The 20463-nt window shown below is 69.6% G+C and carries 24 protein-coding genes; 22 read left to right on the top strand and 2 right to left on the bottom strand.

What is annotated here, in order from left to right; genetic code table 11:
• Window positions 1–7 precede the first annotated feature (7 nt).
• From EV683_RS09645 to EV683_RS09610, 8 genes are all read left to right on the top strand, one after another.
• The gene (locus EV683_RS09645; RefSeq protein ID WP_131862632.1) at window positions 8–619 is read left to right on the top strand and encodes a riboflavin synthase subunit alpha; all 612 of its coding nucleotides are present in this window, start codon (window positions 8–10) and stop codon (window positions 617–619) included.
• 52 nt (window positions 620–671) lie between these two features.
• Entirely contained in the window at window positions 672–1337 is a 666-nt protein-coding gene (locus EV683_RS09640) for a Dph6-related ATP pyrophosphatase (RefSeq protein WP_131862631.1), read from the top strand.
• 52 nt (window positions 1338–1389) lie between these two features.
• Window positions 1390–2496, top strand: coding sequence for a bifunctional 3,4-dihydroxy-2-butanone-4-phosphate synthase/GTP cyclohydrolase II (ribBA, locus tag EV683_RS09635; RefSeq protein ID WP_131862630.1), 1107 nt, complete (start codon window positions 1390–1392; stop codon window positions 2494–2496).
• Window positions 2497–2541: 45 nt separating this feature from the next.
• The gene (gene ribH, locus EV683_RS09630; protein ID WP_066609492.1) at window positions 2542–3009 is read left to right on the top strand and encodes a 6,7-dimethyl-8-ribityllumazine synthase; all 468 of its coding nucleotides are present in this window, start codon (window positions 2542–2544) and stop codon (window positions 3007–3009) included.
• A gap of 68 nt (window positions 3010–3077) precedes the next feature.
• Window positions 3078–3563, top strand: coding sequence for a transcription antitermination factor NusB (gene nusB, locus EV683_RS09625; RefSeq protein ID WP_066609491.1), 486 nt, complete (start codon window positions 3078–3080; stop codon window positions 3561–3563).
• 64 nt (window positions 3564–3627) lie between these two features.
• Window positions 3628–4581, top strand: a complete 954-nt coding sequence (gene thiL / locus EV683_RS09620; protein WP_131862629.1) for a thiamine-phosphate kinase — start codon at window positions 3628–3630, stop codon at window positions 4579–4581.
• Window positions 4565–5062, top strand: a complete 498-nt coding sequence (locus EV683_RS09615; protein WP_131862628.1) for a phosphatidylglycerophosphatase A family protein — start codon at window positions 4565–4567, stop codon at window positions 5060–5062. Before thiL ends, EV683_RS09615 begins: the two co-directional genes overlap by 17 nt.
• A gap of 235 nt (window positions 5063–5297) precedes the next feature.
• Complete coding sequence (locus EV683_RS09610; protein WP_066609488.1) at window positions 5298–5594, top strand: hypothetical protein; 297 nt, start codon at window positions 5298–5300, stop codon at window positions 5592–5594.
• A 119-nt stretch (window positions 5595–5713) separates the two neighbouring features.
• Here EV683_RS09610 and EV683_RS09605 read toward each other — a convergent pair whose 3' ends face one another.
• Both EV683_RS09605 and EV683_RS09600 read right to left on the bottom strand, forming a co-directional pair.
• Window positions 5714–7483, bottom strand: a complete 1770-nt coding sequence (locus EV683_RS09605; RefSeq protein ID WP_131862627.1) for an ABC transporter ATP-binding protein — start codon at window positions 7481–7483, stop codon at window positions 5714–5716.
• Between the two features lie 88 nt (window positions 7484–7571).
• Window positions 7572–8687 (bottom strand): tyrosine-type recombinase/integrase, encoded by a 1116-nt coding sequence (locus EV683_RS09600; protein ID WP_131862626.1) that lies wholly within the window; start codon window positions 8685–8687, stop codon window positions 7572–7574.
• Window positions 8688–8812: 125 nt separating this feature from the next.
• Between EV683_RS09600 and EV683_RS09595 the strand changes: the two genes are divergently transcribed.
• The 14 genes from EV683_RS09595 (at window position 8813) to EV683_RS09535 (ending at window position 20063) form a co-directional block, all read left to right on the top strand.
• On the top strand, window positions 8813–9235 hold the full coding sequence (locus tag EV683_RS09595) for a pyridoxamine 5'-phosphate oxidase family protein (RefSeq protein WP_131862625.1): 423 nt from the start codon (window positions 8813–8815) through the stop codon (window positions 9233–9235).
• 231 nt (window positions 9236–9466) lie between these two features.
• The gene (locus tag EV683_RS14290) at window positions 9467–9613 is read left to right on the top strand and encodes a hypothetical protein (RefSeq protein WP_165916813.1); all 147 of its coding nucleotides are present in this window, start codon (window positions 9467–9469) and stop codon (window positions 9611–9613) included.
• Between the two features lie 50 nt (window positions 9614–9663).
• The gene (locus tag EV683_RS09590; protein WP_207910438.1) at window positions 9664–10029 is read left to right on the top strand and encodes a quinol oxidase; all 366 of its coding nucleotides are present in this window, start codon (window positions 9664–9666) and stop codon (window positions 10027–10029) included.
• Between the two features lie 3 nt (window positions 10030–10032).
• Window positions 10033–10713, top strand: coding sequence for a LolA family protein (locus EV683_RS09585; RefSeq protein ID WP_207910437.1), 681 nt, complete (start codon window positions 10033–10035; stop codon window positions 10711–10713).
• Between the two features lie 17 nt (window positions 10714–10730).
• Window positions 10731–11198: an SRPBCC family protein gene (locus EV683_RS09580; protein ID WP_243694743.1), complete on the top strand. Its 468-nt coding sequence runs from the start codon at window positions 10731–10733 to the stop codon at window positions 11196–11198.
• Window positions 11199–11300: 102 nt separating this feature from the next.
• Window positions 11301–11786 carry a YajQ family cyclic di-GMP-binding protein gene (locus EV683_RS09575; protein ID WP_131862623.1) on the top strand — a complete coding sequence of 162 codons (486 nt, stop codon included), beginning with the start codon at window positions 11301–11303 and terminating at the stop codon, window positions 11784–11786.
• Window positions 11787–11992: 206 nt separating this feature from the next.
• On the top strand, window positions 11993–13117 hold the full coding sequence (gene ald, locus EV683_RS09570; protein ID WP_131862622.1) for an alanine dehydrogenase: 1125 nt from the start codon (window positions 11993–11995) through the stop codon (window positions 13115–13117).
• Window positions 13118–13137: 20 nt separating this feature from the next.
• Window positions 13138–13893, top strand: coding sequence for a gamma-glutamyl-gamma-aminobutyrate hydrolase family protein (locus tag EV683_RS09565; protein ID WP_066609479.1), 756 nt, complete (start codon window positions 13138–13140; stop codon window positions 13891–13893).
• 93 nt (window positions 13894–13986) lie between these two features.
• On the top strand, window positions 13987–15321 hold the full coding sequence (locus EV683_RS09560) for a glutamine synthetase family protein (RefSeq protein ID WP_066609478.1): 1335 nt from the start codon (window positions 13987–13989) through the stop codon (window positions 15319–15321).
• A 145-nt stretch (window positions 15322–15466) separates the two neighbouring features.
• The gene (motA, locus tag EV683_RS09555) at window positions 15467–16327 is read left to right on the top strand and encodes a flagellar motor stator protein MotA (RefSeq protein ID WP_066609477.1); all 861 of its coding nucleotides are present in this window, start codon (window positions 15467–15469) and stop codon (window positions 16325–16327) included.
• A 3-nt stretch (window positions 16328–16330) separates the two neighbouring features.
• Window positions 16331–17215 (top strand): flagellar motor protein MotB, encoded by an 885-nt coding sequence (gene motB / locus EV683_RS09550; protein ID WP_066609476.1) that lies wholly within the window; start codon window positions 16331–16333, stop codon window positions 17213–17215.
• Window positions 17215–17958 carry a hypothetical protein gene (locus EV683_RS09545; protein ID WP_066609475.1) on the top strand — a complete coding sequence of 248 codons (744 nt, stop codon included), beginning with the start codon at window positions 17215–17217 and terminating at the stop codon, window positions 17956–17958. Before motB ends, EV683_RS09545 begins: the two co-directional genes overlap by 1 nt.
• A complete protein-coding gene (locus tag EV683_RS09540; RefSeq protein WP_131862621.1) occupies window positions 17945–19270 on the top strand; it encodes an HDOD domain-containing protein in 1326 nt (441 codons plus the stop codon). Before EV683_RS09545 ends, EV683_RS09540 begins: the two co-directional genes overlap by 14 nt.
• Window positions 19263–20063, top strand: coding sequence for a TrmH family RNA methyltransferase (locus EV683_RS09535; RefSeq protein WP_131862620.1), 801 nt, complete (start codon window positions 19263–19265; stop codon window positions 20061–20063). The genes EV683_RS09540 and EV683_RS09535 overlap by 8 nt, the downstream gene beginning before the upstream one ends.
• Window positions 20064–20463 lie beyond the last annotated feature (400 nt).

The following is a 20463-nucleotide window of genomic DNA, read 5'->3' as shown; positions in this document are numbered from 1 at the left end:
GGCATCCATGTTCACCGGAATCGTGCAAGGGACGGCCGAGATCGTCCGCGTCGTCGACAAAGAAAACTTCCGCACCCACGCGCTGCGCCTGCCGGCCGAGCTGCTGCCGGGCCTGACGGTCGGCGCGTCGGTCGCCCACAACGGTTGCTGCCTGACCGTCACCGCCATCGACGGCGACATCGTCAGCTTCGACCTGATGCACGAAACGCTGCGCCTGACCAACCTCGGCCAACTGGCCGAGGGCGACCGCGTCAACGTCGAGCGCGCCGCCCGCTTCGGCGACGACATCGGCGGCCACGCGATGTCCGGCCACATCGTCTCGACCGGCGAGGTGGTCAAGGTGGTCGATACGCCGAACAACCGCACCATGTGGTTCCGCCTGCCGGCGCAGCTGATGAAGTATGTGCTGGCCAAGGGCTATATCGGCGTCGACGGCTGCAGCCTGACCATCGGCGAGGTCGAGGGCGACCGCTTCTGCGTGCACCTGATCCCCGAGACGCTGAGCCGCACGCTGATGGGCGTGCGCAAGCCGGGCGATTTCGTCAACATCGAGATCGACCCGCACACCCAGGCCATCGTCGACACCGTCGAGCGCGTGCTCGCCGAGCGCGGGGCTTGAATTCCGCCCCGCGCGCCGCCATAGGCAAAACACTTTTCCGACGATCGCGCGAATGACTACGCTGAAAGACAAGAAAACCGTCGTCTCCTGGAGCGGCGGCAAGGATTCCTGCCTCGCGCTGTGGCGCGCGCACCGCGCCGGCGCCCGTGTTGCGGCGCTGTTCACGGTGTTCGACGAGGACGGCGTGCGCAGCCGCTCGCACGGCGTGCGCCGCGAGGTGATGGTCGCGCAGGCCGCGGCGATGAATCTGCCGCTCGTCACCGCCGACGCCAGCTGGAGCGGCTACGAGGCGGCTTTCGTCAAGCGGCTCCAAGCCTTCGCCGCCGACGGCGTCGAGATGGCGGTATTCGGCGACGTCGACCTCGACGCGCACCGCGAGTGGGAAGAAAAAGTCTGCGCCGCCGCGGGCCTGTCCGCTTCGCTGCCCTTGTGGCAGGAAGACCGTCTCGCGCTGGTGCGCGAGGGTCTGGACGCCGGCATCCGCGCGCTGATCGTCACCGTCAACACGGCGATGGCGCCGGCCGAACTGCTCGGCAGGACGCTGACGCACGAGCTGGTCGACGAACTGGTCGCCGGCGGCGTCGACCCCTGCGCCGAGGCCGGCGAGTTTCACACGCTGGTGGTCGACGGCCCGCCGTTCGTCGCGCCGTTGGCGCTCGTCGCCGGCGACATCCACGCGCACGGCGACTACGCGAGCCTCGACCTGAGGCTCGCCTGAACCGCATCTACAAGGTTGGCCGAGCCCGGCCGACGCAAGGACTGGAAGTCAAATGAACATTTCCCCGATTCAAGACATCATCGCCGATATCGCGGCGGGCAAGATGGTCGTGCTGGTCGACGCCGAGGACCGCGAGAACGAGGGCGATATCGTCGTCGCCGCCGAGCATGTGACCGCCGAGACGATCAACTTCATGGCCAAGCACGCGCGCGGCCTGATCTGCCTGACGCTGACCGAGGCGCGCTGCCGGCAGCTGAACCTGCCCTTGATGGTGACCGACAACGGCACGCCGCACGGCACCAACTTCACCGTGTCGATCGAGGCGGCCGAGGGCGTGACCACCGGCATCTCGGCCGCCGACCGCGCGCGCACCGTCCAGGCGGCGGTCGCGCGCAACGCCAAGCCGGCCGACATCGTGATGCCCGGCCACATCTTCCCGCTCAAGGCGCAGAGCGGCGGCGTGCTCAAGCGCGCCGGCCACACCGAGGCCGGCTGCGACCTCGCGCAGCTGGCCGGCCTCGAGCCGGCGTCGGTGATCTGCGAGATCATGAACGACGATGGCACGATGGCGCGCCTGCCCGAACTTTTGGTATTCGCCGAACAGCACGGTCTCAAGGTCGGCACCATCGCCGACCTGATCCACTACCGCAGCCGCACCGAGTCGCTGGTCGAGGCAGTCGGCCAGCGCCCGGTCGCCACGCCGTTCGGCGCCTTCCAGCTGCACGCCTTCCGCGACGTGACGACGCACGCGACCCACCTCGCCCTCGTCAAGGGCCAGCCGCGCGCCGACAAGGAAACGCTGGTGCGCGTGCACGAGCCGCTGTCGGTGATGGACCTGATCGACCCGATGGGGCAGGGCCACAGCTGGACGCTGCCGAACGCGCTCGGACAGATCGAGGCGCACGGCTGCGGCGTGGTCGTGCTGCTGCACCGCTCCGAGAGCGGCGACGACCTCCTGGCGCGCGCGTTGCCGGGCGAGGGCACCGCGCCTAGCCGGCCGAAGTGGGACAGCAAGACCTTTGGCCTTGGCGCGCAGATGCTCAAGTCGCTCGGCGTCGGCAAGATGAAGCTGATGGCGTCGCCGACCCCGCTGGGCGGCCTGGCCGGTTTCGGGCTGGAAGTGACCGGTTTTTGCCAGCCGGAACACATCCCCGGCTAAATCGGTTAAAATTGCGCCCTTTTTCAAGACAGCCGCGAGGACGCCATGCTTGACGCCATTTCCCGCATCGAACCCGACCTCAACGGCCAGGGCCTGAAGATCGGCATCGTGATGGCCCGCTTCACCGAGTCGGTGTGCCACGGCCTGCGCGACGCCTGCCTCGCCGAGCTGGCGGCGCTCGGCGTCGCCGCCGCCGACGTGACGCTGGCGACCGTGCCCGGCGCGCTCGAAGTGCCGCTGGTGCTGCAGACCATGGCCAAGAGCGGCCGTTTCGACGCGCTGGTCGCGCTCGGCGCGGTGATCCGCGGCGAAACCTACCACTTCGAGCTGGTCTCGAACGAGTCGGGCGCCGGCGTCACCCGCGTCGGCCTCGATTTCGACATTCCGATCGCCAACGCCATCCTGACCACCGAGACCGACGAGCAGGCCGAGGTGCGCATGCTCGAGAAGGGCCGCGACGCCGCGCGCGTCGCCGTCGAGATGGCGCGCCTGCAGGCCGCGCTGTCCGCCTGAGTTCCCCCTTGCAATCGCGGGCGGCCGCCCAGGCGGGCCGCTCGCGCGTTCTTTAAAGGAAGACCCCGATGAAAACGGCACGCCGCCGCGCACGCGAATTCGCCGTGCAGGGCATTTACGAATGGCAGCTGAACCCGGACCGCCCGGCCTCGCTGATCGAAAAACACCTGCGCGAGAACGACTACTTCGCCAAGGCCGACGAGGCGCTGTTCCGCACCATCCTCTACGGTGTGTTGCAGGACGTCGACGCGCTGTCGCGCCAGTTGGTCCAGTTCTACGAGCGCCCGTCGTCCGAGGTCAGCCCGGTCGAGCGCGCGATCCTGCTGATGGCCGCGCTCGAGCTGAACAAGCAGGTCGCGACGCCGTACCCGGTGATCATCAACGAGGCGATCGAGATCGCCAAGACCTTCGGCGGCACCGACGGTCACAAATTCGTCAACGGCGTGCTCGACAAGCTCGCCGCCGAGGTGCGCCCCGAAGAGGTCCGTCTGAAGCCGCGCCGCCGTCAGCCCGAGCCGGCCGCCGCGCCCGACGCCGAGCCGGACGCGCAATAAGCGCCGGCCCGCCCTCCCTAGCTCGCCACCCGCGCCCCAGGCGCGGGTGTTTTCACGTATAGCCATGAACGAATTCGAACTGATCCGCCGCTACTTCGACCGGCCGGCGAAGAACGCCGTACTCGGCGTCGGCGACGACGCGGCCATCGTGCGGCCGACGCCGGGGCACGATTTGCATGTCTCGGTCGACATGCTGGTCGAGGGGCGGCACTTCTTCGCCGACGTCGACCCGGCCGCGCTCGGGCACAAGACGCTGGCGGTCAACCTGTCCGACATGGCGGCGATGGGCGCCGCCCCGCGCTGGGTGGTGCTGGCCGTCGCGCTGCCGCACAGCGACGAGGCCTGGGTCGCGCGCTTCGCCGACGGCTTCTTCGCGCTGGCCGACCGCTTCGACGTCGGCGTGATCGGCGGCGACACCACGCGCGGCCCGCTGACGTTGTCGGTGACCGTGTTCGGCGAAGCGCCGAGCGGCCGCGCGCTGCGGCGCAACGCGGCGCAGGAAGGTGACGACGTGTGGGTCAGCGGCACGCTGGGCCTGGGCGCGATGGCGCTGCGCGAGAAGCTCGCCGGCGACCTCAAGCTGCCGGCCGACGCGCTCGCCGCCGGCCTGGCGCGGCTCGAGCGGCCCGAGCCGCGCGTCGCGCTCGGCCAAGGCTTGCTCGGCTTGGCGCACGCGGCGGTCGACGTCTCCGACGGCTGGTTCGCCGATTTCGGTCACATCCTTGAGCGCTCGAACAAAGGCGCCGAGCTGTGGTTCGACGCGCTGCCGACCCATCCGTGGTTGGCCGAGCGCCGCGCGCGCTATCCGGAGCTGATCGCCGCCGGCGGCGACGACTACGAGCTCGCCTTCAGCGCGCCGGCCGCGAACCGCGCGGCGATCGAGGCGCTTGGTCTGCAACTCGGCGTCGCGGTCACGCGCGTCGGCCGCGTGCGATCGCCGGAAGCCGGCGTGACGCTGGTCGATTCGGCCGGCCGGCCGGTGGCGCTGCAAAGGGCGGGTTATGACCACTTCGCCTGAGCCCGGCTTCGCCTTCCTCGTGCGTCATCCGGCGCACTTCATCGCTTTCGGCTTCGGCGCCGGGCTCTCGCCGCGCGCGCCGGGTACGGTCGGCACGCTGGTCGCGCTGCCGCTCTACGCCCTGCTGATCGCGGCGGGCCTCACGGCGCTCCAGATCGCCTGGTTATGCGCGCCGCTGTTCGCGCTCGGCTGCTGGGCCAGCGGCGTCGCCTGCCGTTCGCTCGGCGTGCACGACCACGGCGGCATCGTGATCGACGAGATCGTCGCGATGCTGGCGGTGCTCGCGTTCGCGCCGCCGTCGCTTGCCGGCTGGGCGCTCGCCTTCGCGCTGTTCCGGCTGTTCGACATCGCCAAGCCTTGGCCGATCCGCCTGTTCGACGAGCGCGTGCACGGCGGCTTCGGCGTGATGCTCGACGACGCGCTCGCCGCGCTGTTCGCGGTAATCGTGCTCGACCTCGCGGCGGGCCTGCTGCCGCTCTAGCCCCGGCCCAGGCCGGAAAAACGCCGCGTCGCTATCGACGCGGCGTTTTTATCGTCGTCCACGACCGTCCCGGGCGCCGCCGCGGCCTCTCTCGCGCATCTGCCGCAGTTCGCGGCATTCATGGCAAAGAAACGGCGGCGAGCGATGTCGACATGGTGACCGGCGCCGCTGCGACCGAGCCCGCTTCGTGCTATCCTTGCGCCCCTCTCTGTCTCGGCGCGGCATCGAAAGGCCCATGAAAGACCCCTGCGACCACTACACCCTGGATTTGATCGGCGGCGTGAAGAAAAAGCCGGGCCGCAAGCCGCTCGGCGTGCGCGCGATGACCGACGCCGAACGCAAGCGGCGCAGCCGTGCCTTGCGCCGCGCGCGCTTCCAGGAGCTGTCGATGTCGGTCGAGCTGTCGCGCGACGCGCAGAAGGCGCTCGACAAGATGGTCGAGTGGTGGGGTGTCAGCAAGAAGGAGGCGATCAACCGCGCGCTGGTGATCGCCTGCCAGTCGCAGACCGGCCGCACCGGCGAGCTGTTCTGAGCGCGCGCATCGCGTCCACCAAAAAGGCACCCGTCGGGGTGCCTTTTTTCATGCCGGCGAGCCGGACGGAGCGGCGATGCCGTTCCGCGGGGCGACAAGTTGGCCGAGTCCGGCCCGGATCAGGCCTCGGCCAAGCTTTCGCCGGTTTGCAGCCGCCACAGCCCGGCGTAGACGCCGTTCTGCGCGACGAGCGCGTCGTGGTCGCCGGTCTCGACGATGCGGCCGTGCTCCATCACCCAGATGCGGTCGGCCTGACGGACGGTCGACAGCCGGTGCGCGATCACGATGGTGGTGCGGCCGCGCGCGACGTGGGCGAGCGAGCGCTGGATCGCCGCCTCGGTCTCGTTGTCGACCGCCGACGTGGCTTCGTCGAGGATCAGCACCGGCGGGTTCTTCAGGATCGCGCGCGCCAGCGCGATGCGCTGGCGTTGTCCGCCCGACAGGCGCTGGCCGCGCTCGCCGACTTCGGTGTCGTAGCCCTGCGGCAGGCGGGCGATGAAGTCGTGCGCCTCGGCGGCGCGCGCGGCGGCCTCGACGTCGGCGCGCGTCGCATCCGGCGTGCCGTAGGCGATGTTGTCGGCGACGCTGCCGTCGGTCAGGAAGGGTTCCTGGCTGACGTAGCCGATCAGCCGGCGCAGGTCCTGGAGCTTGGCCGAGCCGATGTCCTCGCCGTCGAGCAGGATCGCGCCGCGCTGCGGGGTATAAAAGCGCAGCAGGAGTTTGACCAGCGTGCTCTTGCCCGAGCCGGTGCTGCCGACGATGCCGACCGTTTCGCCGGCCCGGATCGTGAGGTCGACGCCGGATAGCGTCGGCGCGGCGCCGGTGTAGGAAAAGTCGACGGCGCGGAACTCGACCGCGCCGGCGACGGCTTCGCGCGGCAGCGCGCGGCCGGCGTAGGGGATGCCGATCGGCGTGTCGACCAGCTGCAGCACGCGTTCGATCGACGCCATCGAGCGCTGGTAGAGGTCGGCGATCTCGGCCAGGCCGGTCAGCGGCCACAACAGCCGCTGGGTCAGGAAGACGAGCACGCTGTAGCTGCCGACCGCCAGTTCGCCCGACAGCGTCATCCAGCCTCCGTAGACCAGCGTGGTGACGAAGCCGGCGAGGATGGCGATGCGGATCACCGGCGTGATCGCGCTCGAAAAACGGATCGCCGCGCCGTTCTTGTCGCGGTAGGCGAGGCTGGCGGCCTCGACATGTGCCGCCTCGAATTCCTCGGCCGCGTAGCTCTTGATCGTCGCGATGCCCGACAGGTTGTTCGCCAGCCGCGCGTTGATGTCGCCGGCCGCCTCGCGCACCGCCGCGTAGCGCGGCGCGAGCCGCTTCTGGAACCAGAAGGCGCCGTAGAGGATGAGCGGCACCGGCGCGAGCGCCAGCGCCGCGAGGCTGGGCGACAGCGCGAAGAACACCGCGCTGACCAGCACCGTCGACGACAGCACCTGCAGGATGCTGTTGGCGCCGCCGTTCAGGAAGCGCTCCATCTGGTTGATGTCGTCGTTCATCACCGCCATCAGCTGGCCGCTCTTCTTCTGCTCGAACCACGCCATCTCGAGCTGTTGCACGTGGCGATAAGCCTCGAGCCGCATGTCGTGCTGCAAATCCTGCGCGAGCCGGCGCCACTTGACCGAATACAGGTACTCGAACAGCGACTCGAAGCCCCAGATCGCCACCGTCAGCACGCCGAGCACGACCAGCTGCACCTTCACGTCGACGAAACCTAGGCGCGCGAGGAAGGAATCCTGGCGGCTGACGACGACGTCGACGGCGACGCCGATCAGCACCTCGGGCAGGATGTCGAACAGCTTGTTGGCGATCGAGTAGACCGACGCGAGGAGCGCGTCGCGCCGGTAGCGGCGCGCGTGGTCGAACAGCTTTTTCAGCGGGTGCATGGCGTGGTTCACCGTTTCTGGCCGTCGCGGCCGGCGCCGGCCGACGGGATTTGCAAAAAGACCGACATCATAACGTGCGGCGCCGCGCTCAGGGTTCGGGCAGCCGCCAGTCGAGGCCGCGGCTCGCGTCGTGGCGCGCGTCGTCCTCGCTATGCAGATAGCGGCGCGTCGTCTGCAGGCTGGCGTGGCGCAGATTCTGGCTGACCAGCAGCAGCGGCACGCCGGCGTCGAGCTGGTGGCTGGCGGCGGTGTGGCGCAGCCAGTGCGTCGTCGCGGCGGCGAGCGTGTCGCGCTTGTCGGCCGGCGCGACCTCGACGGCGCGCGCGAACACCGTCTTGACGATCAGGTAGATCGCCTTGTCCGACAGCGGCGCGAAGCGACGCGCACCCTGTCCGGTGACGCGGCAGACGAGCGGCACGTCCTCGCCGGGCAGCGGCCGCGGCGCGAGGCCGAGCCCGGCGCGGTAGCGGACGAGGGCGGCGAACAGCGCGTCGGACACCGGCACGTCGGCGACGACGCCACCCTTGCCGTGGATGCGCCACCACCAGCGGCCGCGCCGCTCGAACCAGTCGCCCATTTTCGCGCCGGCGATCTCGCTGCGCCGCGCGCCGGACAGGTAGAGCAGCGCGAACAGCCAGCGCGCGCGTTCGGCGTGGTCGCGTTCGCGCGGCGTGCCGGCCGGCAGCGCGTCGAGCGCGGCCAGCACCGCCTGCCAGCAGTCGCGGTCGAGGTGGCGTTCGACGCCGGCGGCGCGCGGCGCGGCCTGCCGCCGCTTCTTCAGGCGGAAGGGGTTGCCCGCCAGGTAGGCCGCGTCGTTCAGGTAGGCGAACAGCGCGCCGAGCACCGTCAGGCTGTGGCGCACGCTGGCGGCCGACAGCGGGCCGCCGAACGGCTTCCATTCCGCGTGCCCGCGCGGCCGGCTCGGCCCGACCCAGCGCCATGCCGGCTGCGGGTCGGCGAGAAAAGCCTGGTAGGCGAGCACGTCTTCGCGCAGCACGCCGGACAGCGATTTGCCGCGCTCGGCCAACCACAGCAGGAAGCGTTCGGTCTCCTTGCGGTAGCTGGCGAGGGTGCGCGGCGAATCGTGGTGTTCGGCCAACCAGAGCGCGACGGCTTCGGCGTCGTCGCGCGCGCCGATCAGCGCGGTCTTTGCGTGCGGGGTGCCGGCGGGCGTAAGCGAAGGTTGGGGCGTAAGGAATTTCATGGCAGACGCGGCGAAGAAACGGTTCCTATATACCACAGCCGGGCCGGCCGTTTTGCGGCGAAACGGCTGGCCCGGCGCGCCATCATGCCTCATAAAGGGAAGGGGTAACTTGCCGGGAGCGGGCCATGACGCGACACGAGCTCTACGAATTCCTGCGATTGCACGACCACGCGGTGATCGCGACGGTGGACGGCGACGGCCGTCCCGAGGCCGCGCTGGTCGGCGTGGCCGTCCTGCCGGGGCTGGAGCTGGTGCTGGATACCAGCCAGCTGTCGCGCAAGTACCGCAATCTGCAGCGCAACCCGCAGGTCGCGCTGGTGATAGGCTGGCGCGACCGGCTGACGCTGCAGTACGAGGGGCTGGCCTGCGAGCCGGTCGGCGCCGAGCTGCAGCACAGCAAGCAGGCCTACTTCGCCCGCTTCCCCGACGCCCGGTTGCGCGAGGCTTGGCCCGATACCGCCTACCTGCTGATCCGGCCGCGCTGGCTGCGCTACTGCGACTACGGCGTCGAGCCGCCGCGCATCGTCGAGATGACCCTGGCCGACTGAGCGCAGACGAACGCGACGTCAACGCCCGCCGGACTACGACGGGCCGGAAGGCTTTACGCTCGCCACGCCGGTCGTCGCTCTCGGCCGCGCGTACGGCGTCAGCCGTTTCGAGCTCGGCTCAAGCGCGTCGAAGGCCTATAACGGAAGCCCGGCGATACGCGGCGGTTCGTGCCGGGGTGGGCAAGGGCTGGGCCGGCGCGCCGCCGTCGGCCGCATGAGGGAGTTTCCGGCATGAAGAGCATGACGAGGTGGATGCGCTGGGTGGCCGCAGCATTGGCGATCGCGACAGCGGTCGGGGCGACGGGCTGTGCGAACGGTTACGGCGCTGGCGACAAGGCGACGCCTTACGAGCGCAAGGGCGGTGGCGGAGGTTATTGATGACGGTCGCTGCAAGCCTCAATCGGCTTTGTTTGTGCGCACTGCTGTTCGTGGCCGCGACCGCGGGGGCTGAAATCGCGCCGGTCCGTCCCGCACCCGGCGCCGATGGCGCGCAACGCGTCGACATCGTCGGCGGCAGCTATTACTTCAGGCCGGCGCATGTCGTCGTCAAGGCCGGTCAGCCGGTCGAGCTGTCGGTGCGGCTGGAGGGCATGGCTGGCGTGCCGCACCGTTTCGTGCTCGAGGGCCCGGACGGGCAGCGTCTCGCCGACCTGACGCTGGGCGAACAGGCACAGCAGATCCGCTTCACGCCGACGGCCACCGGGCGTTACCTGTATTACTGCCCGAACCGGCTGCTGTTCTTTCGCGACCACCGCCAGCGCGGCATGGCCGGGCAACTCGACGTCGAGGAGTGAGTCGTGACGGTGCGCGAAGCCTTGGGCGTGCCGGTCCGGGCGGCGTGCGTGTTCGGTTTGGTCGCGTCGGCTGGTTTTGCTGCGCCGCCTGACGGTGCAGCGTTGCTCGACGCGGCCGAGGCGCGTTACGCCGCGCTGTCCGGCTACGCGGCGACGGTCGTCTCGGTCGCGGCAGACGGCGAAAGGCGGAGCCTGCGCTATGCCTTTCGCCGGCCAGGCTGGGTCCGGATGGACTTTCTCGGGCCGCACGTCGGCGCGGTGCTGGTGTTCGACCCGACCGTGCGCCGCGTCCGCCTGTGGCCCTTCGGCGTCGACCGCAAGCCGGTGCTCGAGCTGTCGCCGGACAATCCCCTGCTGCGCGACCGGCGCGGCCATCGTATCGACCGCTCCGACGTCGGCGCCTTGCTCGAACATCTGCAGGCGCTGCGCCACGGCGGCAGGGTGGTCGAGCTGGACGCGTCGGCCCCGGTGTTGCCGGGGGCGTTTGGCGTCGAGATCGTCGGCGCCGCGGGTCGATCCATCGGCGAGGTGGCGCGCTACCGGGTGTGGTTCGAACGCGCGACGCTGTTCCCGGTGCGTGTCGAGAGCTACGACGCGCGAGGTGCGCCGGTCGAGGTGGTGACGCTGGACCAAGTCGAGCGCGACGTCGCCTTCCCCGACGCGTTCTTCCGGCCCAGCCGATGAGACGGCGAGAATACCGCTTGCTGACGCGTTGGCGCTTTGACGCGCCGCTGGACGCGGTCTGGGAGGCGATCTACGACTCGGCCAACTGGCCGTCGTGGTGGCGCGGGGTCGAGCGGGTCGTCGACCTCGATCGCGGTGCGGCCGATGGCGTCGGCGCGCGCCAGCGGCTGACGTGGCGCAGCGTCCTGCCTTACAGCCTGACCTTCGAGACGCGCGTGACGCGCGTCGAACGCCTGCACCGGCTCGAGGCTCGTGTCGAGGGCGAGCTCGAGGGGCGGGGCTGCTGGCGCTTCTCGTGCGAAAACGGCGTCACCGAGGTGTGCTACGAGTGGCATGTGCAGACCACGCGGGCGTGGATGAACTGGCTGGCGCCGCTGGCCCGGCCGGTGTTCGTGTGGAACCACGACCGGGTGATGCGCGAGGGTGAGCGGGGACTGGCGCGGCTGTTGGCCGAGCGCGCCGCGCGCCGCCCAACGGCGGTCTGAGCCGGTCAGGCGCTTGCCATGCGCTGTGCTCCGGCGGTATAAGGCCCGCAGAACCGGCGGCATGTCGCCGCCGCATACCGACCAGATACAGGAAAGCCAGCAATGCCGTCGTTCGATATCGTGTCCGAAGTCAACAAGGTCGAAGTGCGCAACGCCGTGGACCAGGCCAACAAGGAGGTGTCGACCCGTTACGATTTCAAGGGTAGCGACGCCCGCATCGAAGCGGCCGACAAGGTGCTGACGCTGTTTGCCGACTCCGAATTCCAGCTCGACCAGGTCAAGGAAATCCTGATCGGCAAGCTGTCCAAGCGCGGCGTCGACGTGCGCTGCCTCGACGAGGGCAAGCTCGAGAAGGTCAGCGGCAACAAGGTCAAGCGCGCGATCACCGTCAAGGAGGGGATCGACACCGAGCTGGCCAAGCGCATCGTCAAACTGATCAAAGACTCCAAGCTCAAGGTCCAGGCCAGCATCCAGGGCGAGGCGGTCAGGGTTTCCGGCGCCAAGCGCGACGTGCTGCAGGAGGTGATCGCGCTGGCTCGCAAGGAGGTCGTCGACTTCCCGCTGCAGTACAACAATTTCCGCGACTGAGCCGCAGCGGTCCCGGCAGCACAAGGGGCGCCATCTGGCGCCCCTTGTGCTGTCTGCGCGGTTTCCTCGCGTCGTGCCGGGCGCGCGACGTGGCACGGTTTGGCAAGTCGGCGCTTCTGCATCCAATATCAAAGCAATACGTCGCCAAACGACGGCGTCCGGCCCGCCAGGGCCGGACGCGACGACCCTTGTTCGAGGAGGCCGCGATGGAGATCGGCGTACCGAAGGAAATCAAGAATCACGAGTACCGCGTGGGGCTGACCCCGTCCGGCGTGCGCGAACTCGTCGCGCACGGCCACAAGGTGCTGGTGCAGGCGCACGCCGGTCAGGCGATCGGCTTTTCCGACGAACAGTACCTCGAGGCCGGTGCGTCGATCCTGCCCGACGCCGAGTCGGTGTTTGCGCGTGCCGAACTGGTGATCAAGGTCAAGGAGCCCCAGCCGGTCGAGTGCCGCATGCTGCGCCCGGACCAGGTCCTGTTCACCTATCTGCACCTGGCGCCCGACCCGGGGCAGGCCGCCCTGCTGGTCGAGTCCGGCGCGGTGGCGATCGCCTACGAGACGGTGACCGACGAGCGCGGCGGCCTGCCGCTCTTGGCGCCGATGTCGGAGGTCGCCGGCCGCATGGCGATCCAGGCTGGCGCGCACGCGCTCGAAAAGGCGCAGGGCGGGCGCGGCGTGCTGCTGTCGGGTGTGCCGGGCGTGCCGCCGGCGCGCGTGGTGGTGCTCGGCGGTGGCGTAGTCGGCCTGAACGCGGCGCGGACCGCGATGGGGCTGGGCGCCGACGTCATGATCCTCGACAAGTCGTTGCCGCGGTTGCGCGAGATCGACAACCTGTTCGGCGGCCGCATCAAGACGCTGTTTTCTAGCCAGAGCCATATCGAGGCGGCGATCCGCGACGCCGACCTGGTCGTCGGCGCGGTGCTGGTACCGGGCGCCGCCGCGCCCCGGCTGGTGTCGCGGAGCATGCTCAAGTCCATGCCGCCGGGTGCGGTGCTGGTCGACGTCGCGATCGACCAGGGCGGTTGCTTCGAGACCAGCCGGCCGACCACGCATCAGAATCCGACCTACGTCGTCGACGGCATCGTCCACTATTGCGTCGCCAACATGCCAGGCGGCGTCGCGCGCACCGCCACGCAGGCACTCACGCACGCGACGCTGCCCTACGCGCTGGCGCTGGCCGACCAGGGCTGGCGCGCCGCGCTGATGGCGAACCCGCATCTGCGCAACGGTCTGAACGTGTGCCGGGGGCGCATGACCCACCCGGCGGTCGCCGAGGCGCTCGGCCTGCCCTACGTCGAGCCGCTGCTGGCGCTCGCGCAATCCGAATAGCGTCGACGGGAGAAGCAACGATGAAGCGTCCGGTGGTTGGCATCCCCTGCGATATCAAGCTGTTCCACGCCTTCCCGTTCCACGCGGTCGGCGAGAAATACATCACCGCGCTGACCAGCGGCGCCGGCGCGCTGCCGTGGCTGATTCCGTCGCTGGGCGACGATGCCCTGCTCGACGAGACGCTCGGCTGGCTGGACGGCATCCTGCTGCCCGGCTCGCCGTCCAACATCCAGCCCCACCTCTACGGCGGCGCCCCCAGTCGCGCGGGCATGCTGCACGACCCGGGGCGCGACGCGAGCACGCTGCCGCTGGTGGTCCGCGCGGTCGAGCGGGGCTTGCCGGTGCTCGGCATCTGCCGCGGCGCACAGGAGGTCAACGTCGCACTCGGCGGCGAGCTTTACCAGCACGTGCAGGACGAGCCGGGCTATTTCGACCATCGCGAGTCGAGCGACGCGCCGCTCGAACGGCAGTACGGTCCGGCGCACCATGTGAACCTCACGCCGGGCGGATGGTTGGCCGAGTGGGCCGGAAGCGAGCGCATCGAGGTGAATTCGCTGCACCAGCAGGGCGTCAAGCGACTGGCGCCCGGGCTGGTGGTCGAGGGCGTGGCCGAAGACGGTCTCGTCGAAGCGTTCCGGATGGACGCCGCGCGTGGCTTCCTGCTTGCGCTGCAGTGGCATCCCGAGTGGCAATACTGGAACAACCCTGTGTCGACAGCGATTTTCCGCGCCTTCGGCGACGCGTGCCGGAGCCACCGCGACAAGCGGCTGGAGTAGCCTTCGGCGCGGAAAGAAAGGGGAGGGGCCTTGCGCCCCGGGTCGCCGTCGACGTCGTCAATCCGGCCTGCAAAGCGCAAGGAGGAGCCCGTCATGGCCAACCCGATATTGGAGTGGATGCGCGACCGACGCATCACCGAAGTGGAGTGCATCCTGCCGGACATGGCCGGCGTCGCACGCGGCAAGATCATTCCGAAGGAAAAGTTTGCGTCCGATCAGGAAATGCGGCTGCCCGAGGTGGCGCTGCTGCAGACGGTGACCGGCGACTACCCGGACGCCCACATGCTCGACCTGACCGACCCCGACATGGTGCTCAGGCCCGACCCGGCCACGCTGCGGGTCGTGCCGTGGGCAACCGACCCGACCGCCCAGCTGATCTTCGACTGTTTCCGCTCCGACGGCCAGGTGGTCGACGTCGCGCCGCGCAACGTGCTCAAGCGCGTGCTCGCGCTGTACGCCGAGCAGGGCTGGGCGCCGGTGCTCGCGCCCGAGATGGAGTTCTACCTCGTCGCACCCAACCCCGACCCCGACGTGCCGCTGGCGCCGCCCATCGGTCGCACCGGCCGCACCGAGTTTGGCCGGCGCTCCTACGCGATCGACGCGGTCAACGAGTTCGACCCGCTGTTCGAGGACATCTACGACTACTGCGACGCGCAGGGGCTGGGCATCGACACGCTGATCCACGAGATCGGCGCTTGCCAGATGGAAATCAATTTCGTGCACGGCGACCCGCTCGACCTGGCCGACCAGGTCTTCCTGTTCAAGCGCACCGTACGCGAGGCGGCGTTCCGTCATCAGATGTACGCGACCTTCATGGCCAAGCCGATGGAGAGCGAGCCCGGCAGCGCGATGCACATGCACCAGAGCGTGCGCGAGGTGAAGACCGGCCGCAACCTGTTCACCCTGCCCGACGGCAAGCCCTCGCCGGCCTTCTTCCACTACCTCGGCGGGCTGCAGACCTTCCTGCCGCAGGGCATGCCCTTCTTCGCGCCCTACGTGAATTCGCTGCGCCGGTTGTCGCGCTACACCGCCGCGCCGATCAACGTACAGTGGGGTTACGACAACCGCACGGTCGGCTTCCGCGTGCCGCATTCCTCGCCCGAGAACCGCCGCATCGAGAACCGCGTCGCCGGCGTCGACGTCAACCCCTACCTGGCGATGGCCGCGACGCTGGCCTGCGGTTATCTGGGCATGGTGCGTAGGATAGACTGCACCGAGCCGATGCAGAGCAACGCCTACGAGCTGCCCTACCAGTTCCCGGCCAGCACCGACGACGCGCTCGAGATGCTCTCCGGCAGCGAGGCGCTCGCCAGCGTGCTCGGCCGACGTTTCGTCGATATGTACGTCGCGCTCAAGCAGAAGGAATTCGCCGAATATTTCCGGGTGATCAGCCCGTGGGAGCGCAAATTCCTGCTGCTGCACGTATGAAAGGGCATGGCGGGCTCCCCATGCGGGCGCCCTCATGCCGCGCGCTTTGCGCAAGGCATATCTTTGCTACAATCATCCCCCAATCGCTATTCGAAGCGGGTGGGGGCGTTTTCGCCCGACACTTCCAACACACAGGATCGGATGCATGTTCGTCGGGATCGGTTATTTCATCATTCTCGCCTCGGTGCTCGGCGGCTTCGCGCTGGCCGGCGGTCATCTGGCCTCCTTGTTCCAGCCGGTCGAGATCCTGATGATCGGCGGTGCGGCCATCGGCGCCTTCGTCGTCGCCAACGGCGGCGCGCCGCTGAAGGCCACCCTGAAGGCCTTCCCGACCGTGTTCAAGGGCAGCAAGTACAACAAGGCGATCTACATGGAGCTGTTCGCCCTCTTGTTCGAGCTGTTGACCAAGGTGCGCAAGGAGGGCCTGATGTCGATCGAGGCGGACGTCGAGAACCCCGAATCGAGCCCGATCTTCTCCAAGTATCCGACCATCCTCGCCGACCACCATCTGGTCGAATTCATCACCGACTACCTGCGCCTGATGGTCGGCGGCAACCTGAACGCCTTCGAGATCGAGAACCTGATGGACGTCGAGATCGAGACCCACCACCACGAGGGCGAGATTCCGGTGAACGCGGTCAAGGGCCTCGCCGACGGCCTGCCGGCCTTCGGTATCGTCGCAGCGGTGATGGGCGTCGTGCACACCATGGAGTCGGTCGGCATCCCGCCGTCCGAGCTCGGCATGCTGATCGCCGCCGCGCTGGTCGGCACCTTCCTCGGCATTTTGCTGGCCTACGGTTTCGTCGGCCCGCTGGCCACCATCCTCGAGCACCGGCTGGCCGACAGCACGCGCATCTTCCAGACCGTCAAGGTCACGCTGCTGGCGAGCCTGAACGGCTACGCGCCGCAGGTCGCGGTCGAGTTCGGCCGCAAGGTGCTCGCCTCGGCCGACCGGCCGTCGTTCAAGGAGCTCGAGGAACACGTCAAGCAGGCCAAGGGCAGGTGAGCGATGGCTGACGAATCGCAACGCCCCATCGTCGTCAAGCGCATCAAGAAGGGTGGCCACGGTCACCACGGCGGCGCGTGGAAGATCGCCTACGCCGACTTCGTGACGGCGATGATGGCCTTCTTCCTGCTGATGTGGCTGCTGGGCTCGGTGTCGCAGGGCGACCTGCAGGGCATCTCGGAATACTTCCGCACGCCGCTGAAGGTCGCGCTGGCCGGTGGCAGCGGCAGCGGCGACGCCAACGCCATCGTCAAGGGCGGCGGCCAGGATCTGACGCGCAAGAGCGGCCAGGTCGCCAAGGTCGAGGAGCAGGAGAGGTCTCTCGAGAAGCAGCGGCTGACACGGCTGCAGCAGAAGCTGCGCCAGCGGCTCGAGCAAAGCCCCGTCTTCAAGGACTACAAGAACCAGCTGCGGCTGGAGATGACGCCCGACGGCTTGCAGGTACAGATCATCGACGAGCAGAACCGTCCGATGTTCGACTCCGGCAGCTACCGGCTCTTGCCGCACACGCAGACCATCCTGCGCGAGCTCGGCCGCGAGCTGAACGAGGTGTCCAACCGCATCAGCATCTCGGGCCACACCGACGCCAAGCCGTTCTCACGCGGCGAACGCGCCTACAGCAACTGGGAGCTGTCGGCCGACCGTGCGAACGCGGCGCGCCGTGAACTCTTGGCCGGCGGCATGCTCGACGAGAAGGTGCTGCGCGTCGTCGGACTGGCCGCGGCCGACCCGCTGAACCGTCAGAACGTGTTCAGCTCGGAAAACCGCCGCATCGCGATCGTCGTGCTGAACAAGGAAACCGAAGCGGCCATCCTGCGCGACGGCCTGCCGGCCGACGCGGCGGCCCCGGTCGGCGCAGCCGGTCCAACTTCCAGCGGGACGCCGTGATGCGTCGCCTCATCCGGCCCGGCCTGATCCAGCTTGCCGCCGCCGCGCTCGCCTGGCTGTGGTTCGCGCCGTTGGCCGAGCCGCTCGCCTGGTCCTCGCTCGCCGCGCTCGTGGCGGTCGCGCTGGCGATGGCCTGCCGGATCGCCGCGCCGGCGCGCTGGCTTTACGCGCTGCTGTGGCCGACGGTGGCGATGGCGCTGACGCTGGCGCTGCCACCCTGGCTCTACCTCGCCGCGCTCGCGCTGACGCTGGGTCTTGGCCGCAACGCCTTTTCCGAACGCGTGCCGTTGTACCGTTCTAATCTGCGCGTCGTCGAGGCGCTGGCCGAGCGGCTGCCGCAGGGCGCCGCGCTGCTCGAGGCCGGCTGCGGCGATGCGCGGCTGGCGCTGGCGCTGGCGCGGCGGCGTCCGGACCTGACGATCACCGGCGTCGAGAACGCGTGGCTGGCCTGGGCGTGGGCGAAGTGGCGCTGGTTCGCCGCCGGCCGCCCGGCTGCAGTGCGCATCCGCTTCGCGAGCCTGTGGCGTTGCGACTGGCACGGCTACCACGCGATCTACGTCTTCCTGTCGCCGGCACCGATGCCGCGCGTGTGGGCGCGTTTCCTGCAGGGGGCCGAGGCCGGCGCCCTGCTGATCAGCAACAGTTTCACCGTGCCCGGCGTGACGGCGGACGAAACCCTGCCCCTGGGCGGGCCGCTGCAGCGGGCGCTTTACTTGTGGCGCCGCCCCCATGGAGCTTGCTGACTGGTTTTCCACGATCGCCGCGCGGCGATGGCCCGTCCTTCCCGGTACGCAGGTCGAGCTGTCGCAGCTCGTCGCGCGCCATCCGGACCTGATCCACTTCTCCGACCTGGCCAACCTCTGCTTGTCCGACCCGCTGCTGCTGTTCGACCTGTTGCGCGCCGTCGGCCCGTCGGCGGCGCTGCGGCGTCCCGAGGGCACGCCGACCGTCGAGCAGATGCTGATGCTGATCGGTCTGGAGGCGTCGACGCGCCGGCTCGGGCCGCTGCCGCCGCTGTGGCCGGTCAAGGGACGGCTCGACATGGCGACCTTCGAGGCGGCCGGCGACTGGCTCGGCCGCGGTCGGGTCGCCGCGCTGATCGCCAAGGAATGGCTGTCGATCGCGAACGAGCACAAAGTCGAAGACGTTTTCCTCGCCGCCTTGGTCTACAACCTGCCTGCCTGCCTCTACCTCGTCGAGCGCAACCATGTACCCGACGCGCCGCTGCTGTCGGCGGTGTCGGCCGAGTTCGGCGTCGACTACCCCAAGCTGCTGCTGCGCTTTTGCGACGCCTTCTCGCTGCCGGCCGGGCTGGCCGCGCTGTTCGGCGCTGGCGCCGGCCAGGACGCGAAGCGGCGCCAGCTATTGCGGCTGGCGGTGGCGACCGCCAACGGGCTGGCGCAGGGCTGGTGGCGGCCGCAATTCCTGGCCGGCATCGACGCGGCGGCCCGGCTGATCGGCAGCGACTTCGCGACGCTGCACGCCGCCGTCGCGCACGCCGCGCTGTCGGTCGCGCGCCATCCGCGCGCGCCGGGCTATACCTTCCCGGCGCGCGACCTCGCCCTGTCTCCCGGCGCACCGTCGCCGGCGCCGCGCGAGGTGGCTGCCTTGTCGACCGAGGCCGACCTGGACGCCGCGCTGCGCGAGGCGATCCGGACACTGGCCAACGAGCTGAAGTTCGACCGCGTGCTGTTCTGGCAGGCCGTCGCCGGCCAGCCGGCGCTGCGGCTCAGGTACCAGGTCGGCCTGTCGGCCGAGCACCCCTTGCGCCGTGTCGAGCTCGAGCGCACGCCGGGCGGTTTCTTCGAGCTCTTGTGCGCGCGACCGCAGAGTTTTCACGCGCCAGCGGACGCGCGCGCCCAGCTAGCTGTCCGCTACGCCGACCCCTTCTTCCTCGCCGGCGAACCGGTCGAGTTCGCGGTGATGACCGTGTTCTCGGGCGACACGCTCGTCGGCCTGTTTTACGTCGACAATGCCGTCAGCGGCCGTCCGATCGACGACGACCGCTACCGGCGCTTCAAGACCCTGATTGCCCAACTCGCCCGACATGCCTGATTTCGACCGCCTCAAGCTCATCACCTCGGCCCACAACGACACGATCAAGCAGCTGTCGCGGCTGACAGACAGCGCGCGCGAGCGCCGCCGCGCCGGGCTGATGCTGCTCGAGGGCCTCCACCTGATCGAGGCCGCGCTCGAGGCCGGCCACAAGCCCGCCGCCGTCTACGTCAATCCGGCCGCCGGCCAGCACCTCGAACTGCGCGCCTTGCTCTCCCGGCTCGACTGCCCCGGCTACCTGATCGCCGAAGGCGCGCTGAGCCGCGTCACCAGCCTGGCGAGCGCGCCGGAGATTCTCGCCGTGCTACCACGCCCGGTGCCGAACTGGACGCGCCAGCCCGACTGCGTCGTGCTGCTCGAAGACCTGCAGGACCCGGGCAACCTCGGCACCATCCTGCGCTGCGCCGCCGCGGCCGGCGCCGGCGCCGTCTACCTGTCGAAGGGCTGCGTCGACGTGTTCTCGCCCAAGGTGCTGCGCGCCGGCATGGGCGCGCACTTCGCGCTCGACATCCACGAGGAGGCCGACCTCGCCGCCGTGCTCGACGCCTTCGCCGGCACCCGGGTGGTGACCGCGCTCGACGGCGCGGTGTCGCTGTATGCGGTCGACCTGTCCGGCCCGACCGCCTTCGTATTCGGCAACGAGGGCGCCGGCGTGTCGCCGGCGCTGCAGGCGCTGGCGCCGGCACGGGTGAAGATCCCGATGCCGGGCTCGGCCGAGTCGCTGAACGTCGCGATGGCGGCCACCGTGTGCCTGTTCGAGCGGGTCAGGCAGCGCGAGGCGCCGGGCGCTTGAGTACCGCCAGAGCAAGAGGCCACACCGGCGCGCTCGTCGCCGACCATCGCATCCGGCCGCCAGTGCAGCCGGGCTTGTCGTCGTCCATCGGCCAGGCGCCTCTGCCGGGTGAGCTCGCAGCAGCGGCCGATATGGCCAACATGCCGGCGGCGCCTACCGCACGCCTCGCCGTCGTTCGGCCTGGCGCTACGCTGCACGATGTCCGACCGCACGACAGCGGTCTTCCGCTTTCGCGCTATTGCCGGCGTTCAGGTTCCCCCGTTTGACGCTTTCCCTTATGATCGCGACCATCTCGCGCCGTGCACCGCGCGTCGTGCACTGGCGGATGCGCAGTTTCCGGGGGCCGTCCAGCCCCAGTCGCGGTGTGGCCCCGGCCGCGCCACCCGCCCATTTCCACCTG

The sequence above is a fragment of the Crenobacter luteus genome (assembly GCF_004345725.1).
Classification (GTDB): Bacteria; Pseudomonadota; Gammaproteobacteria; order Burkholderiales; family Chromobacteriaceae; genus Crenobacter; species Crenobacter luteus.
The sequence above is the reverse complement of the archived record's forward strand: the minus strand, read 5'-3'. Positions and strand labels throughout refer to the sequence as shown.

Excerpts from the sequence above, each read along its gene's own strand:
- ald (WP_131862622.1), top strand. The coding sequence starts at position 11,993 with ATGGAGATCGGCGTACCGAAGGAAATCAAGAATCACGAGTACCGCGTG.
- motA (WP_066609477.1), top strand. The coding sequence starts at position 15,467 with ATGTTCGTCGGGATCGGTTATTTCATCATTCTCGCCTCGGTGCTCGGC.
- ribH (WP_066609492.1), top strand. The coding sequence starts at position 2,542 with ATGCTTGACGCCATTTCCCGCATCGAACCCGACCTCAACGGCCAGGGC.
- thiL (WP_131862629.1), top strand. The coding sequence starts at position 3,628 with ATGAACGAATTCGAACTGATCCGCCGCTACTTCGACCGGCCGGCGAAG.
- EV683_RS09595 (WP_131862625.1), top strand. The coding sequence starts at position 8,813 with ATGACGCGACACGAGCTCTACGAATTCCTGCGATTGCACGACCACGCG.
- nusB (WP_066609491.1), top strand. The coding sequence starts at position 3,078 with ATGAAAACGGCACGCCGCCGCGCACGCGAATTCGCCGTGCAGGGCATT.
- EV683_RS09540 (WP_131862621.1), top strand. The coding sequence starts at position 17,945 with ATGGAGCTTGCTGACTGGTTTTCCACGATCGCCGCGCGGCGATGGCCC.
- EV683_RS09610 (WP_066609488.1), top strand. The coding sequence starts at position 5,298 with ATGAAAGACCCCTGCGACCACTACACCCTGGATTTGATCGGCGGCGTG.
- EV683_RS14290 (WP_165916813.1), top strand. The coding sequence starts at position 9,467 with ATGAAGAGCATGACGAGGTGGATGCGCTGGGTGGCCGCAGCATTGGCG.
- motB (WP_066609476.1), top strand. The coding sequence starts at position 16,331 with ATGGCTGACGAATCGCAACGCCCCATCGTCGTCAAGCGCATCAAGAAG.
- EV683_RS09560 (WP_066609478.1), top strand. The coding sequence starts at position 13,987 with ATGGCCAACCCGATATTGGAGTGGATGCGCGACCGACGCATCACCGAA.
- EV683_RS09575 (WP_131862623.1), top strand. The coding sequence starts at position 11,301 with ATGCCGTCGTTCGATATCGTGTCCGAAGTCAACAAGGTCGAAGTGCGC.
- EV683_RS09615 (WP_131862628.1), top strand. The coding sequence starts at position 4,565 with ATGACCACTTCGCCTGAGCCCGGCTTCGCCTTCCTCGTGCGTCATCCG.
- ribBA (WP_131862630.1), top strand. The coding sequence starts at position 1,390 with ATGAACATTTCCCCGATTCAAGACATCATCGCCGATATCGCGGCGGGC.
- EV683_RS09600 (WP_131862626.1), bottom strand. The coding sequence starts at position 8,687 with ATGAAATTCCTTACGCCCCAACCTTCGCTTACGCCCGCCGGCACCCCG.
- EV683_RS09565 (WP_066609479.1), top strand. The coding sequence starts at position 13,138 with ATGAAGCGTCCGGTGGTTGGCATCCCCTGCGATATCAAGCTGTTCCAC.
- EV683_RS09535 (WP_131862620.1), top strand. The coding sequence starts at position 19,263 with ATGCCTGATTTCGACCGCCTCAAGCTCATCACCTCGGCCCACAACGAC.
- EV683_RS09605 (WP_131862627.1), bottom strand. The coding sequence starts at position 7,483 with ATGCACCCGCTGAAAAAGCTGTTCGACCACGCGCGCCGCTACCGGCGC.
- EV683_RS09640 (WP_131862631.1), top strand. The coding sequence starts at position 672 with ATGACTACGCTGAAAGACAAGAAAACCGTCGTCTCCTGGAGCGGCGGC.
- EV683_RS09645 (WP_131862632.1), top strand. The coding sequence starts at position 8 with ATGTTCACCGGAATCGTGCAAGGGACGGCCGAGATCGTCCGCGTCGTC.
- EV683_RS09545 (WP_066609475.1), top strand. The coding sequence starts at position 17,215 with ATGCGTCGCCTCATCCGGCCCGGCCTGATCCAGCTTGCCGCCGCCGCG.